Source organism: Salinicola sp. V024, from assembly GCF_052645315.1.
Map to the genome: position 1 here is coordinate 43,739 of NZ_JBQXYB010000003.1, position 15,048 is coordinate 58,786.

At 63.1% G+C, this 15,048-nt stretch carries 13 protein-coding genes and 3 tRNA genes; 7 read left to right on the forward strand and 9 right to left on the reverse strand.

What is annotated here, in order from left to right:
- The first annotated feature begins 1 nt into the window (after position 1).
- The 7 genes from ACUN9V_RS06105 to ACUN9V_RS06135 all read left to right on the forward strand — a co-directional run bounded on the left by ACUN9V_RS06105 (position 2) and on the right by ACUN9V_RS06135 (position 7,193).
- A complete protein-coding gene (locus ACUN9V_RS06105; RefSeq protein WP_439285900.1) occupies positions 2 to 1,633 on the forward strand; it encodes a gamma-glutamyltransferase family protein in 1,632 nt (543 codons plus the stop codon).
- A 3-nt stretch (positions 1,634 to 1,636) separates the two neighbouring features.
- Positions 1,637 to 2,215 carry a chromate transporter gene (locus ACUN9V_RS06110; protein ID WP_445510737.1) on the forward strand — a complete coding sequence of 193 codons (579 nt, stop codon included), beginning with the start codon at positions 1,637 to 1,639 and terminating at the stop codon, positions 2,213 to 2,215.
- Positions 2,212 to 2,742, forward strand: coding sequence for a chromate transporter (locus ACUN9V_RS06115; protein WP_439285896.1), 531 nt, complete (start codon positions 2,212 to 2,214; stop codon positions 2,740 to 2,742). The genes ACUN9V_RS06110 and ACUN9V_RS06115 overlap by 4 nt, the downstream gene beginning before the upstream one ends.
- A gap of 122 nt (positions 2,743 to 2,864) precedes the next feature.
- Positions 2,865 to 3,878: a Bug family tripartite tricarboxylate transporter substrate binding protein gene (locus ACUN9V_RS06120; RefSeq protein ID WP_445510738.1), complete on the forward strand. Its 1,014-nt coding sequence runs from the start codon at positions 2,865 to 2,867 to the stop codon at positions 3,876 to 3,878.
- The gene (locus ACUN9V_RS06125) at positions 3,875 to 4,408 is read left to right on the forward strand and encodes a tripartite tricarboxylate transporter TctB family protein (RefSeq protein ID WP_439285892.1); all 534 of its coding nucleotides are present in this window, start codon (positions 3,875 to 3,877) and stop codon (positions 4,406 to 4,408) included. Before ACUN9V_RS06120 ends, ACUN9V_RS06125 begins: the two co-directional genes overlap by 4 nt.
- A 69-nt stretch (positions 4,409 to 4,477) precedes the next feature.
- Positions 4,478 to 5,983 (forward strand): tripartite tricarboxylate transporter permease, encoded by a 1,506-nt coding sequence (locus ACUN9V_RS06130; RefSeq protein ID WP_445510739.1) that lies wholly within the window; start codon positions 4,478 to 4,480, stop codon positions 5,981 to 5,983.
- Positions 5,984 to 6,206: 223 nt separating this feature from the next.
- Positions 6,207 to 7,193 carry a tRNA dihydrouridine synthase gene (locus tag ACUN9V_RS06135; protein WP_445510970.1) on the forward strand — a complete coding sequence of 329 codons (987 nt, stop codon included), beginning with the start codon at positions 6,207 to 6,209 and terminating at the stop codon, positions 7,191 to 7,193.
- 78 nt (positions 7,194 to 7,271) lie between these two features.
- Here ACUN9V_RS06135 and ACUN9V_RS06140 read toward each other — a convergent pair.
- The 9 genes from ACUN9V_RS06140 to ACUN9V_RS06180 all read right to left on the reverse strand — a co-directional run bounded on the left by ACUN9V_RS06140 (position 7,272) and on the right by ACUN9V_RS06180 (position 14,797).
- Positions 7,272 to 7,348, reverse strand: a tRNA-Arg gene (locus tag ACUN9V_RS06140).
- Between the two features lie 44 nt (positions 7,349 to 7,392).
- Positions 7,393 to 7,469: transfer RNA gene (locus tag ACUN9V_RS06145), tRNA-Arg, on the reverse strand.
- A gap of 52 nt (positions 7,470 to 7,521) precedes the next feature.
- Positions 7,522 to 7,614 (reverse strand) — tRNA-Ser (locus tag ACUN9V_RS06150).
- Positions 7,615 to 7,830: 216 nt separating this feature from the next.
- Positions 7,831 to 8,028, reverse strand: coding sequence for a carbon storage regulator CsrA (csrA, locus tag ACUN9V_RS06155; RefSeq protein ID WP_075561144.1), 198 nt, complete (start codon positions 8,026 to 8,028; stop codon positions 7,831 to 7,833).
- Positions 8,029 to 8,258: 230 nt separating this feature from the next.
- Positions 8,259 to 9,503, reverse strand: a complete 1,245-nt coding sequence (locus ACUN9V_RS06160) for an aspartate kinase (RefSeq protein WP_075561143.1) — start codon at positions 9,501 to 9,503, stop codon at positions 8,259 to 8,261.
- A gap of 72 nt (positions 9,504 to 9,575) precedes the next feature.
- Positions 9,576 to 12,185, reverse strand: a complete 2,610-nt coding sequence (alaS, locus tag ACUN9V_RS06165) for an alanine--tRNA ligase (protein ID WP_445510740.1) — start codon at positions 12,183 to 12,185, stop codon at positions 9,576 to 9,578.
- A gap of 282 nt (positions 12,186 to 12,467) precedes the next feature.
- On the reverse strand, positions 12,468 to 12,977 hold the full coding sequence (locus ACUN9V_RS06170; RefSeq protein WP_445510741.1) for a regulatory protein RecX: 510 nt from the start codon (positions 12,975 to 12,977) through the stop codon (positions 12,468 to 12,470).
- A gap of 21 nt (positions 12,978 to 12,998) precedes the next feature.
- Entirely contained in the window at positions 12,999 to 14,063 is a 1,065-nt protein-coding gene (gene recA / locus ACUN9V_RS06175) for a recombinase RecA (protein WP_075561140.1), read from the reverse strand.
- A 206-nt stretch (positions 14,064 to 14,269) separates the two neighbouring features.
- Positions 14,270 to 14,797 (reverse strand): CinA family protein, encoded by a 528-nt coding sequence (locus ACUN9V_RS06180; RefSeq protein WP_445510742.1) that lies wholly within the window; start codon positions 14,795 to 14,797, stop codon positions 14,270 to 14,272.
- Positions 14,798 to 15,048 lie beyond the last annotated feature (251 nt).

The following is a 15,048-nucleotide window of genomic DNA, read 5'->3' on the forward strand; positions in this document are numbered from 1 at the left end:
CATGACCCTCGCTTTCGATCACAACAATCCTTTTCCCTCTCGCCGTAGCGCTACCTATGCCAGTCGCGGCATGGTCGCCGCCTCGCAGCCGCAGGCCAGCCAGGCCGGTCGCGACGTGCTGGCGCAAGGTGGCAACGCCATCGATGCCGCGATCGCGACGGCGGCCGTCCTCACCGTGGTCGAACCCAGCGGCAACGGCATCGGTGGCGATGCCTTCGCCCTGGTATGGCTAGCCGAGGGCAACGACGGCGGCGGCAAACTTCACGGTCTCAATGCCAGTGGCCACGCGCCGAAGCGCCTGACACCGGAAGCGGTCAAGGCCGCGGGCCATGACGAGATGCCTCTGCACGGCTGGACACCGGTCACCGTGCCCGGCATTCCGGCGGCCTGGGCCGAGCTTTCTAAGCAGTACGGCAAGCTCGATTTCGCCACTCTGCTGGCACCGGCGATCCGTATCGCCCGGGAAGGATTTCCGGTTTCCCCGGTGATCAGTCAGCTGTGGCAGCGTGCCGAGATCGAATTCCGCGCCAAGGCCGACGACCCGGCCGTCGCGCCTTGGCTCGACGCCTTTGCGCCCAACGGGCATGCGCCCCGTCCCGGCGAACTTCATCGCAACGAGGCTCAGGCGCGTACCCTCGAAGCACTGGCCGAAAGCCGCTGCGACAGCTTCTACCGCGGCGAGCTGGCGAATAAGATCGATGCCTTCTCGCAGGCGACGGGCGGCTACCTGCGTGCTGACGACCTGGCGGACTATCGGCCCGAGTGGGTCGAGCCGATCTCGGTCAACTATCGCGACTATGACGTGTGGGAGATCCCGCCCAACGGTCAGGGCATGGTCGCGCTGATGGCATTGCGGATGATGGAAGGGTTCGACGTCACTGTACGCGACGACCCGCAACTGCTGCATCGCCAGCTGGAAGCGATGAAGCTGGCCTATACCGATGGCCACCATCACATCACTCAGGCGGAGCACATGCGCACCAGCGTCGCCTCGCTGTTGAGCGACGAGTATGCCGCCACCCGCCGCCGCCTGATCGGCGAGCGCGCCATCGACCCCGAGCCCGGTCAGCCACAGGCCGGCGGCACGGTTTACCTCGCCACCGCCGACAGCGACGGCAACATGGTCTCCTACATCCAGAGCAACTATCACGGCTTCGGCTCCGGCGTGGTGGTGCCGGATACCGGCATCTCGCTGCAGAATCGCGGTCACGGCTTCAGTCTCGATGCGGACCACGTCAACGTGCTGGCCCCCGGCAAGCGCACCTTCCACACCATCATTCCCGGTTTCCTGACCCGTGGCGACAAGGCCATCGGCCCGTTCGGCGTGATGGGAGGCTTCATGCAACCCCAGGGTCACATGCAGGTGGCGATGAACCTGATCGACTTCGGCCTCAACCCGCAGGCGGCGCTCGATGCCCCGCGCTGGCAGTGGATGGGCGGACGCAAGATCGGCATCGAACCGGGCTATCCGATGCACGTGATTCGCGACATGGCGGAGCGCGGCCATCAGATCGTCATGGCCGTGGACAGTACCGCCTACGGTCGTGGCCAGATCATTCTTCGCGATCCGCAAAGCGGCGTGTATTGCGGTGGCACCGAGCCGCGCACCGACTCCAGCATCGCGGTGCTCTGACCCATGGCTTCGTCCTCACTGGCCGTTCAGGGCCAATTGTTCATGGCGTTTTTGCGCATCGGCCTGCTCGGATTCGGCGGCGGCCCGTCGATGATCCCCCTGGTGCGCGCCGAGGCGGTCACCCGCTATCAGTGGATGAACGATGATGATTTCGGCGACATCCTTGCCATCGGCAATACCCTGCCCGGCCCTATCGCGACCAAGATGGCCGGCACCATCGGCTACCGGGTCGGCGGCGTAGCGGGCTGCATCAATGCGGTGCTGGCGGTCATCGTGCCGTGCATCGTAGCGATGGTAGTGCTGTTGGGATTGTTCACCCGCTACCGCGATCAACGCTGGATTCAGGGCATGAGCGAAGGTGTCGTGCCGGTGGTGATGGTGATGATGGCGCAGCTCACCTGGGACTTTTTCCAGAAATCCCGCACCGCGCTGGGCTGGATCGCGACTCTGATCATGGGCGCGGTCGCCGGCGGCCTGATCTACGGACTGGGCATCCATCCGGGCCTGGTGATCGCGGCAATCCTGGTCGCCGCACTGCTGCGCCCCGAGCGGCGCAAACGCAGCGGGGAGGTCAAGTCATGATCTACTGGGATATTTTCCTGGCGTTCTTCATCCCCAACATTATCGGCTACGGTGGCGGCCCGGCCATCATCCCGCTGGTCGAGAACGAGGTCGTCGGCCGCTACGGCTGGATGACCTCCCAGCAGTTCGCCGAGACCCTGGCGCTGGGCAACACCCTGCCGAGCCCTATCGCCACCAAGATGGCCGGCTACATCGGCTACGACGTCGCCGGCATCGGCGGCGGCCTGATCGCGACGTTTGCCACCGTCGCTCCCTCGCTGATTCTGATGCTGGTCGCGCTGGGGGCGCTGTACCGCTACCGGGACTCGATCAAGGTCAAGTCGATGAGCCAGTGGGTCAGACCGGTGATCATGGTGCTGATGGGCTATCTCACCTGGTCGTTTTTCAGCGAAGGCGTCAGTGGTGCCGGCTGGATCCATACCCTGATCATCGGCGCGATAGCCTGCGTGATGCTATGGCGACTCAAGCTCCACCCGGTGTGGGCCGTCCTTCTAGGGCTGGTCTATGGCGGATTTCTGCTCGGATAAGCGGTGGGGAGACCGCCCGAGCCGAAGAAAGCAGCACCTCGAAAAAGCAGCAACCCGAAAAAAGATAACGATTCGAAGCAAGACGACACGACGTCAAACCAACAAATCAATAAGGACAACTCATGTTCTACGACGTACTCCACCATGCCGCCCACGGAAAACTGGGCCGAATGCTCGCCTCCAGCGGCGCGATCGCCTCCTTGACCCTGGGGCTGGGAGCTGCCGGCCTGGCGCTCAGCCAGAGCGCGCAAGCCGACGACTATCCCGATCACGCCATCGAGTTCATCGTGCCGTGGTCGCCGGGCGGCGGCAGCGACGCGCTGATGCGCATCATCTCCAACTCGGCCGAGAAACACATTGGCCAGCCGATGCCGGTAATGAACATGCCCGGCGTCAGCGGGACTATCGGCCTCAAGGAGCTCGCCCAGAAGGATCCCGACGGCTACACCGTGGGCCAGATTCACGAGGGCCTGATGGCCTCCAATGCCACCGGCCTGACCCAGCTCAACTGGGACGACTTCCAGCCGATCGCCTCGTTGGCCTCCTCTCCGCAGTTTCTGGTGGTCAACGCCGATAGCGACTGGAAAACCTTCGAGGATTTCGCCGAATACGCCAAGGCGCATCCGGGCGAGATTCGTGTCGGTGCCACGCTCGGCGGCATTCCCCATGTCCACGCGGCAATGATCGAGGACGCCATCGGTGCCCAGTTCCGGTATGTCGGCTACGAAGGCACCGGCGCTCGAATCCGCGGCCTGGTCGGCGGCCACATCGATGCCTCCATCGGCGACATTTCGTCGAGCCTGGAGTTCGTCAAGAACGGAGATCTGCGCTTCCTCGCCGTGGGCAGCAAGGAGCGCCTCGAGCAGACGCCCGACGTGCCGACCTTCAAGGAACTCGGCTACGACAATCTCAACCTGAGCATCAACCGCGGCATCGTCGCCCCCAAGGGGATCGATCCCGCCAAGGTCGAGACGCTGGCCAAGGGTTTCGAAGCCATGTCCAAAGATCCCGAGTTCATCAAACGGGTCAACAACGCCGGTGCCGAGGTCGACTTCATGGGCCCCCAGGCCTATGCCGACTATCTCGCTGACATCGATGCCACGATCAAGCGCCTCTCCGGCAAGTTGGCGCGATGAACGACGCTACCCAGACGGTCTCCCGCCCCGAGCGGGAGACCAGCAGCGAGCGCGGCAAGGCGCTCGCCAACGTCATTTTCAATGCCGGGCTGGCCGCGCTGTTCGTCGGCCTGTTCATTCAGGCCGGCGATTTGCCGTCGTCGATGTGGGAACCGCTGGGCGCGGGCTCGTTTCCGAGGCTGATCCTGGGCGCGCTGGTGATCTTCAATCTGGCGATCATGGTGCAGTCGATGGCGACGTTACGTGGCACCGATCGCGCCGCCAGTGTCGGTGCGCGACGGTGGTTCCTCCAGCGTCGTCTGGCGTTCGCCACGCTGGCGGCCTTCGCCATCTATGCGCTGAGCATGCCGTGGATCGGGTTTGCCATGGCGTCGCTGCTGTTCCTGCTTGCCGTCCAGTTCATTCTGGGCGCCCGACACGGCCGTCGGCTGCTGATTGCCGCGATCATCGCCGCCATCTTCGGCCTCGGTCTCTACGCCCTGTTCAGCCACGTGTTTCTGATTTCGCTGCCATCGGGGCGCCTTTGGTAACCCGACGCTAAAAAAGCGCGAAGTCGATAGCCCCGCTCAAACAAGATCAACGGGACGAGAGAATTTCCCATGCCAATGACCGATGCACTGCTCAGCAGCGTCGAACAACTGTTTTCGCTGGCGACACTCGTCAGCATGATGATTGGGGTCATGGCTGGTGTCGTGGCCGCCGCCATTCCCGGATTCACGATCACCATGGCGATCGTGCTGACACTGCCGGTCACCTTCACCATGCCGCCCTTGCAAGGCGTGGCGACCATGCTTGCGGTCTATGTCGGGGGCGGGTCCGGCGGGCTGATCAGCGCAGCGCTGCTGGGCATTCCCGGTACCCCTTCCGCGGTGGCGACCACCTTCGACGCCTATCCCATGGCGCGCAAGGGTGAACCGGGACGGGCGCTGGCGCTGGGTATCTGGGCTTCGTTCTTCGGTGCGCTGATCAGCGCCGTGGTGCTGATCGTGGCCGCGCCGCCACTGGCCATGATCGCCGTCAAGCTCGGCCCCTGGGAGTACTTCTCGCTCATCCTGTTCGCCGTCACCGTGGTGGCAAGCCTGGTCGGCAAGTCGATTCTCAAGGGGCTGATGATGAGCCTGCTGGGACTGTTCATCGCGACGGTGGGACAGGATCCAATGATGGGGGTGCCCCGCTTCACCTTCGGTATCGACGTGCTGGCGGCCGGCATTCCATTCCTGGTAGTGCTGATCGGTATCTTCGCGGTCAGCCAGCTTGCCAGCGAAGTCGAGAATCCTGCGGAACTCCATCAGGGGCAGGCGCTGGTGAGCGGCGAGATACAGTTTCGTCCGTTCGCGGTGATGCGTGAAGTGCTGAGCCGCCCAGGCAATCTGCTGCGTTCGTCGATGATCGGCGTGGTCATCGGTGCCGTGCCCGGCGCCGGTGGCAGCATCGCCAACCTGATTGCTTACGACCAGGCCAAACGCGCCTCGAAAACGCCGGAACGCTTCGGGACCGGCATTGCCGACGGCGTGGTGGCCTCGGAATCGGGCAATTCGGCGACCGCCGGCGGCGGGCTGATCCCGATGATCGCGCTCGGCATCCCTGGAAGCGCGGTCGACGCGGTGCTGATGGCCGCGTTGATGGTCCAGGGCATCAGCGTCGGGCCGCGCCTGATCATGGACAACGCCGACCTGGCCTACGGCATGTTTCTGGCGATGTTCCTGGCCGCGGTCATGGTGCTGGCCTTCTGCCTGGTCAGCATGCGCTGGTTTCTGCGGATTACCGAGATTCCCAAATCGATCATCGTACCGGTGGTGCTGGTCTGCTGTGCGGTCGGCGCACTGGCGCTCAACAATCGGGTCACCGATCTCTATCTACTGATCGGCGTCGGCCTGGTGGGCTATCTGCTGGCCAAGCTCGACTACCCGCTGGCACCGCTGGTACTCGGCGTGATTCTGGGGCCCATCGCCGAGACCAATCTGCGCCGGGCGTTGATGGCCGACGAAGACTGGACGCTGTTTCTGACGCGGCCGATCTCGGCCGGGCTGCTGATCCTGGCCGTGCTGTCGGTCGCGTTCACCGTTCGACGCATTCTCCGCCAACGGGCTGCCGCGCAAGCCTGATTCTAGCGAGCGGTCGACCCACGCGGGCGCCGCTCATCTTTTCATTCGCCCCCGACGAGAGGTGTGCTAGCGTGGCCGCCGATCATCCGGAGGTCGTATGGCACAGCCCTTTTCCAATCTCGATACGTGCAATCCCGATACGTGCAGTCCCGATACGTGCAACCCCGGCGCGTCCGTCTCTCGAGCGACTCCGGCGGTACCGGGCCGACTCGGTCTGGCGCCGATGGAAGGCGTCATCGATGCCGATACTCGAGCGCTGCTGAGCGAGGATGGCGCGCTGGACTGGTGTGTCACCGAGTTCGTGCGGGTCGTCGATGCAAAATTGCCCCCGAGAGTGTTCCTGCGCCACTGTCCGGAGTTGGCGACGGCAGGCAGCTCGGGGCCGGTCACGCCGTCGTCCACGCCCGTCACGTTGCAGCTGCTAGGCTCCGACCCAGAGGCATTGGCGGCCAACGCCGAGCAGGCGATCGCCCTGGGCGCGACGCGCCTCGACCTCAACTTCGGCTGCCCTGCCAAGACCGTCAATCGCCACGACGGCGGTGCCTCGCTGCTGCGAACGCCGGCGCGCGTGCACGCCGTTGTCGCGGCCGTCGCCGAGGTGGGCCAGCGTTTCGGCGTCACGGTCAACGCCAAGCTGCGACTAGGCTTCGATGACAAGCGGCTGGCACTGGCCTGTGCGCAGGCCGCCGAAGCCGGCGGTGCCGACGAGCTGGTCGTTCACGCCCGAACGCGGCGCGAAGGCTACCGTCCTCCCGCCCACTGGGAATGGATTGCTCATATTCGCACCGCCGTGAGCGTACCGGTGGTCGCCAATGGGGATATCTGGTCGCTGGAGGATTACTGGAAGGCGCGCACTCTCTCGGGCTGCCGCGACGTCATGCTCGGCCGCGGCATGCTGGCCGACCCCTGGCTGGCAAGGCGCATTCGTCATTGGCAGGTGTCGGGCGGCGAGCGCCTGTTGGCCACACCGTGGTCGGCACGCAGCGACATGCTGTGCCGTTACGCCGACGCCAAGCGTCGTGCGGGCATGGCGGAGAAAGTGATCGTATCGCTACTGAAGCAGTGGCTGAACCACATGCGAGGACGCGATGCAGAGGCGGCTACGCGCTTCATGGCGCTGCGCCGGGAAACCGCCCTGACGCCCTTCCTGGCGGGCTTGCACGCTTCCGAGCCGGGCGTCTCGTCTCACGACGTCTCGACAGCCGTCTAGGCGGTCGTCACTTTCTCATCGCCGAGGGCCAGACAAACAAAAACCCCCGCATCAGAGATGCGGGGGTTTTCGACTGGATGGTGCGCCCGGGAGGATTCGAACCTCCGACCCCCTGATTCGTAGTCAGGTACTCTATCCAGCTGAGCTACGGGCGCTAATTCTGGTGAAACGACGCTATGGATCGATGCGTCGGTGTGGGTGGTGCGCCCGGGAGGATTCGAACCTCCGACCCCCTGATTCGTAGTCAGGTACTCTATCCAGCTGAGCTACGGGCGCTTGATCCACAAATTTTCACACGGTGTGATCGAGATTTTCGATTGTTCGAAAATGGCGGAGAGGGAGGGATTCGAACCCTCGATAGGGCTATAAACCCTATACTCCCTTAGCAGGGGAGCGCCTTCAGCCACTCGGCCACCTCTCCCCGATCAGCACGGCGCGTAGATTACCGATTCCGCTGAGCATTGTCCAGCCGAAGGCCAAACTTTTTTCGTGAAAAACCTCAGAGGATGAATAAGTTACCGCGAGACAAGGTCAGAAGGCGAAGTCATGAGGATGAAAGAGGGTTTCAGTAATAGCCCGAGCCGATAAAGGGGACGACTTCACCAGCTCAGACGGTACCAAAGCGCCTATCCAGCACTCATGCGCCAGGACCGCCGTCTTCATCTTCGGATTTCTCGCGCTGAATACGCTGATAGATCTCTTCACGATGGACGGCCACATCCTTGGGCGCGTTCACGCCGATACGCACCTGATTCCCTTTCACTCCCAGAACCGTGACGGTAATGTCGTCACCGATCATGAGAGTCTCTCCCACTCGTCGGGTCAGGATGAGCATTATCTGATCTCCTTCTCAGGGCCTTCTTCCATTCTCGGGTCACGCTCTCGGGCCGCCTGCAGAGCAGATTTCCTACCCGAGCAGCGATTATGCGTCATACGGACCATCAGGCCAATGACGCCTTCCATGAAAACCCGCGGCGTCGTTGAAAGAACGTGTGTTTTCCTTCACCGTCTTCCAACTCCCCCTAAGCGTAGAACGCTTGAGGCATTGTTGAAGGGGTTATTCGTCTATTCGCTCTGAATACTGTCTTTATCGAGCCCAAACGCGGTGTGCAATGCGCGTACGGCAAGCTCCATCGCCTTTTCGTCGATCACCACGGAGATCTTGATCTCGGACGTGGAGACCATGCGGATGTTGATATTCTCTTCGGCTAGCACGCGGAACATCTTGGAGGCCACACCCGCGTGGGAACGCATGCCGACACCGACCAGCGAAACCTTGGCGATGTTCTCGTCACCGCGCAGGTCGCCCCCGCCCAGTGCCGGAATGACATCGTTCTGCAGAATGCGCATGGTCTGCTTGTAATCGCCCTTGGCCACCGTGAAGGTGAAATCGGTGTAGTCACCGGCGGGCGCCACGTTCTGCACGATCATGTCGACTTCGATGTTGGCATCGGCGATCGGCCCCAGAATCCGCGAGGCGACACCGGGCACGTCGGGCGTGTTGAGCAGGGTCAGCTTGGCTTCATTCGCCGTGAAGGCGATACCGGAGATCAGCGGTTCTTCCATCGATTCGAATTCCTCGTCTGCGACGATCAGCGTGCCAGGCCCTTCCTCGAAGCTCGAGAGCACGCGTAACGGTACGTTGTATTTGCCGGCGAACTCCACGGCGCGGATCTGCAACACCTTGGAGCCAAGACTCGCCAGTTCCAACATCTCTTCGACAGTGACCTTCTCAAGGCGCTGCGCCTTGGAACAGACCCGTGGGTCGGTGGTGTAGACACCGTCGACGTCAGTATAGATCTGGCACTCGTCGGCTTTCAGGGCCGCGGCCAGGGCGACACCAGTGGTATCCGAACCGCCACGGCCGAGGGTGGTGATGTTGCCTTCTTCATCGACACCCTGGAAACCCGCCACGACCACGACCTGGCCGTCGTCCAGATCCTCCTGGATCTCATCGGTCTCGATCCGCTGAATCCGCGCCTTGGTGTGTGCGCTGTCGGTGCGAATGCCTACTTGGGCGCCGGTATACGACGTCGCCGGCACGCCCAGCTGGTGCAGGGCCATTGCCAGCAGGGAAATGGTGACCTGTTCGCCGGTCGAAACCAGCATATCCATCTCGCGCGGCGTCGGATCCTCGTTGATCTGACTGGCCAGGCCGATGAGCCGATTGGTTTCGCCGCTCATCGCCGAGACCACCACTACCACCTGGTGACCTGCATCCCGATCGCGCTTGACCTTCTCGGCCACCGCCTTGATCCGCTCGACCGAGCCGACCGATGTGCCTCCGAACTTCTGTACGTATAGCGCCATGAGTCTGCTTATCGCTCCTTAGCGTTGACGTCCGGCGCGAACGCCGGACGTGAATGCATTTAGCCGAGCCTCTCAGTCCTGGCTCAGCTTCTGCGCGACCCAGGCCGGTACGCTTTCCAGAGCCGCCGGCAGCTGTGACGGATCGCTACCGCCCGCCTGGGCCATGTCCGGGCGACCACCGCCCTTGCCGCCTACCTGCGCGGCGACGTGATTGACCAGCTCGCCCGCCTTGACCCTGGCGGTCAGATCGTCGGTGACACCGGCGATCAGGCTGACCTTGCCATCCTGGGATGTCGCCAGTACCAGCACACCCGAGCCCAACTTCTGCTTGAGCTGATCGTGCAGGCCCCGCAACTCCTTGCCCGAGATGCCCTCGAGCTGGGTCGCCAGCACCTTGATGCCGGCCACGTCCCGGGCTTCCTCCAACAGGTCATTACCGGTCGCACTCGCCAGCTTGGCCTTGAGCCGTTCGAGCTCTTTCTCCAGCGATCGCTGACGCTCGAGAACGGCGTCCAGACGCTCGACGACCTGCTCGGGCTTGGCCTTGAGTCGCTCGCCGACGGCGTTCAGTTCACGCTCCTGGGCATCGAACCAGGCCAGGGCCCCTTCTCCGCTGACCGCCTCGATACGACGCACGCCAGCTGCGGTACCCGACTCGGCGACGATATGGAACGGGCCGATATCGCCACTGCGCGCCACGTGAGTGCCCCCGCAAAGCTCGATCGAGAAGTCGTCGCTGCCGATGGTCAGCACGCGAACGCTATCGGCGTATTTAGCTTCGAACAGCGCTCGCGCGCCCTTGGCCTTCGCCTCGTCGAGCGTCATCAACTCGGTCCGGGTCGGCGCGTTGGCCATGATCTGAGCATTGACGATCCGCTCGACCTGCGCCAGCTGATCCGGGGTGACCGGCTCGAAATGGCTGAAGTCGAAACGCAGACGCTCGGCGCTGACCAGCGATCCCTTCTGCTGTACATGATCGCCGAGGGTCAGACGTAGCGCCTCGTGCATCAAATGCGTTGCCGAGTGGTTGCGCATCGTTGCCTGGCGCAGCGAAGGATCCACCTGCGGCGCGAGACGCTCGCCGACCGCCAGGCGACCGCCGACCATCAGCCCTTCATGCAGATGATGCCCGGCCTGCTTGCGCGTATTGGTGACCTGAAAGCGGCCATCGTTCGCCTGCAGATAGCCCGTGTCGCCCACCTGGCCGCCCGATTCAGCATAGAACGGTGTGCGATCCAGCACCACGACGCCTCTCTGGCCCTCCTCGAGAGCCTCCAGCGCATTGCCCTCGCTGTCGACGATCGCCTTTACCACCGACGAATCCTCAAGACGGTCATAACCGGTGAACTCGGTGCTGCCCTCGAGCTCGAGCGCAGCGCCGTAGTCACCGCCGAACTGGCTGGCGGCCCGCGCCCGCTGCCGCTGAGCTTCGAGCTCGCGTTCGAACCCGGTCTCGTCGAGCGTGACGCCACGCTCGCGACAGACGTCCGCGGTCAAATCATAGGGGAAGCCGTAGGTATCGTAGAGCTTGAAGATCGTCTCGCCAGGCAGAACCTCGCCCTCGAGTGCCGAGAGCGCCTCTTCCAGCAGGCCCATGCCGTGATCCAGCGTGCGCGCGAACTGCTGCTCCTCCTTCAACAGTACGCGCTCGATCTGATCGCGCGCCTGGTGCAGTTCGGGATAGGCTTCGCCCATCTCCGCATCCAGTGCCGCCACCAGCTTGTGAAAGAACGGCTCGCTGGCCCCGAGCTTGTGACCATGGCGCACGGCGCGACGAATGATCCGCCGCAGCACGTAACCCCGGCCTTCGTTGGACGGCAGCACGCCATCGACGATCAGAAAGGCACAGGAGCGGATATGATCGGCGATGACGCGTAGCGACGGCGTCTTGATATCGTCGTGACCGGTTACCTCGGCCGCCGCCAGCAATAGGTTCTGGAACAGATCGATCTCGTAGTTGGAGTGCACGCCCTGCATCACCGCAGCCATGCGCTCCAGCCCCATGCCGGTATCGATCGACGGCTTGGGCAGCGGGTTCATGTTGCCGGAAGCGTCACGATCGAACTGCATGAAGACGAGGTTCCAGACCTCGATGTAGCGATCGCCGTCCTCTTCCGGACTCCCCGGCGGGCCACCCCAGACCTCGGGACCGTGGTCGTAGAAGATTTCCGAACACGGGCCACAGGGGCCGGTATCGCCCATCTGCCAAAAGTTGTCTTCGTCCAGCCGCGACAGCCGCGCCGGATCGACGCCGATGTCGTCGATCCAGATCCTGGCGGCTTCATCGTCGCTGATATGGACGGTCACCCAGAGCTTGTCCTTGGGCAATCCCAGCACGTCGGTAATGAAGGACCAGGCATAGCGAATCGCGTCGGCCTTGAAGTAGTCGCCGAAGCTGAAGTTGCCCATCATCTCGAAAAACGTGTGGTGACGGGCGGTGTAGCCGACGTTGTCCAGGTCGTTATGCTTGCCGCCGGCACGCACACAACGCTGCGCCGAGGTGGCGCGCACGTACGGGCGTTGATCCCGGCCGAGAAACGCATCCTTGAACGGCACCATGCCGGCGTTGGTGAAGAGGAGCGTCGGGTCGTTTTCCGGCACCAGAGAGGCGGAAGGCACGATGGTGTGTCCGCGCTCCTCGAAGTAGCTCAGGAAAGCCTGTCTGATTTCTGCACTTTTCATAAACAATCCGTGGCGATAGGCGCGCCCACGGCGGCTAGCAGACCACGTGGCAACGCAAAATCCGGCATCGGAAAGGCGCCATGAGCACCTCTCCGGCCATCGCAAAGCGCATTAGTATAACGTGGTCGGCCGATAGTCTGTCGAGTGCGACACCGCTGTCGCCGAAATTTGGCGCTCCCGGCGATCGTGCGCGACTAGAGATAAGGCAGGAAGGGAAAGGAGAAGATAGAGGAAGAGGAAGAGAATCGAGCGACCCGCGACTCGCGTATCAGCGTCTTGATATCACGCATCGTCCTGCCAGGCACAAGCCATGGCATGACGAACGTGGTCGAACTCGAACCCGCGCCCCGCAAGGAAGCGCTCGCGCTTGGCCCGTTCGCGAGGCGCGGCGCCCGGGCCGTCGAACCGCTTGGCCAGCGCCTGGCAGGCCAATGTTTGCCAATCAGGCGATTCCGTCTCAAAAGCCAACGTCATCAGCGGTTCGGAGATTCCTCGCTGTCCCAGATCGACTCGGATCCTGACCGGCCCCTGACCCCGCGCGACACGCGAGCGCACGAACACCTCGGCGAAGCGCGCATCGGATTGGAGCCCGTCGCGAGCCAGGTCATCCAGCGTCGCACGAATCTCTTCGCTTTCCACCCCTTTGGCATGCAGCCGGTTTTCCAGCTCGACGCGAGAGTACTCACGCCGAGCCAGAAATCGAATGGCCACATCTCGAGGGGAGGCGTCTCTAGAAGAGCCGCCCCCGGGAGAAGCGCCCCGGGGGGAATCCCCATCGTCACGATCGAACATCGAAGACAACCGCCCGCTGGCTTAGAGCAGCGTATCGCTGGCGTCGTCGCTTTCGGCGACGGCAGCTTCGGGCGTTTTTTCCTTGGGTTCCGGTGTGGCCAATAGCTGGGCCCGGATCTGGGTCTCGATTTCGGTCATGATCTCGGGATGCTCCTCGAGATACTGCGCGGCGTTGGCCTTGCCCTGACCGATCTTGCTGCCGTTGTAGCTATACCAGGCACCAGCCTTGTCGACCAGGTTGCACTGCACGCCCAGATCGATCACCTCACCCGCGTGGTAGATGCCCTTTCCGTACAGAATCTGGAACTCCGCCTGGCGGAACGGTGGCGCCACCTTGTTCTTGACCACCTTGACCCGGGTTTCGTTACCGGTGACCTCGTCACCCTGCTTCACCGCACCGATGCGTCGAATGTCGAGGCGAACACTGGAATAGAACTTCAGCGCATTACCACCGGTGGTGGTTTCGGGGCTACCGAACATCACGCCGATCTTCATGCGGATCTGGTTGATGAACACCACCATGCAATTGGCGTTCTTGATATTGCCGGTGATCTTGCGCAGTGCCTGCGACATCAGACGCGCCTGCAGGCCGACGTGGGAGTCGCCCATCTCGCCTTCGATCTCGGCACGTGGCGTCAGCGCCGCAACGGAGTCGATGATGATGGCATCGACACCCCCCGAGCGCACCAGCATGTCGCAGATCTCCAGCGCCTGCTCGCCGGTGTCCGGCTGCGAGACCAGCAGATCGTCGAGATTGACGCCCAGCTTCTCGGCGTAGCTCGGGTCGAGTGCGTGCTCGGCATCGATGAAAGCGCAGGTCTTGCCGTCTCTCTGGGCCTGGGCAATGACCGATAGCGTCAGCGTGGTCTTGCCCGAGGATTCGGGCCCGAATATCTCGACGACACGGCCGTACGGCAGCCCGCCGACACCCAGCGCGATATCCAGCCCCAGAGACCCCGTCGACACGACCGGAATCGCGGTACGCGGGGTATCACCCAGACGCATCACGGTGCCCTTGCCGAATTGGCGATCGATCTGTGACAGAGCCGCATTGAGTGCCTTGCTGCGGTTTTCGTCCTGTGCCATGAACGTCTCCTATGAATGCGCAGGGTGAGTCGGGGTAGCGCCGCTCACGGCGATCGGCTCACGTACTGATTTGTCGTGCACTGTTTATCATGCACTGTATGGTTAGACAGTAGTATGGCGAAAAAAACCTTGCGCGCCTATCCCCGACCCAAGATTTTCGACCATGTCTTCACGGAAAGCCATGGGCGGGGCCTCTGCCATGTGGACTAAGCAACGGTACCGTTCTCCAGCAGCGAATCGAGCAATCCGGCTAGTGCCACCGCAACGGCCAGATCGCGCACGCCCCGACGGTCGCCGGGCAGATGATGACATTTCACGCGCTGGCGGCGTTCGTCGCCCCAGGCAAACCACACCGTGCCCACAGGCTTGTCGAGACTCCCGCCACCGGGGCCGGCAACGCCACTGATCGCCACGCCCAGCTCCGCCCCGCTACCGCGGCAGGCGCCGGCCACCATTTCCCGCACCGTCTCCTCGCTGACGGCGCCATGAACGTTCAGCGTATCGGGCGAAACGCCCAGCATTCGCTGCTTGGCGACGTTAGCGTAGGTGACGTAACCGGTTTCGAAATACGCGGAGCTACCGGCTATCGCGGTGATCGCACTGGCAACGCCGCCGCCGGTACAGGATTCCGCCGTCGTCACTCGAATACCTCGCGCCAGACAGGCTTCGCCCAGGCGCCGCGACAGCTCGTCGGGGCCCAGCTCGATATCGACAGGCAATCCGGATTGCGGCATGCGTGGCTTTCCTCCTAGGCAAATCGCGCGTGTGCAAAGTTGGCGTGTCCCAGCGAGACGTGAAAATTGGGACGCACGTCCGGCAACGGCCCGCACGCGAACCGCGACCTTCACGCCGATGGAAACCGGCTGCCTCCCAGTATGCGGGGAATCGGCATTGATGCAACGCAGCGCTCGACCGTATCGACCAAGGATTCGGAAAACGGGTTCGGGAAACCGCAGTCATCGGTGGCGGCAGTGAATTCCACGAA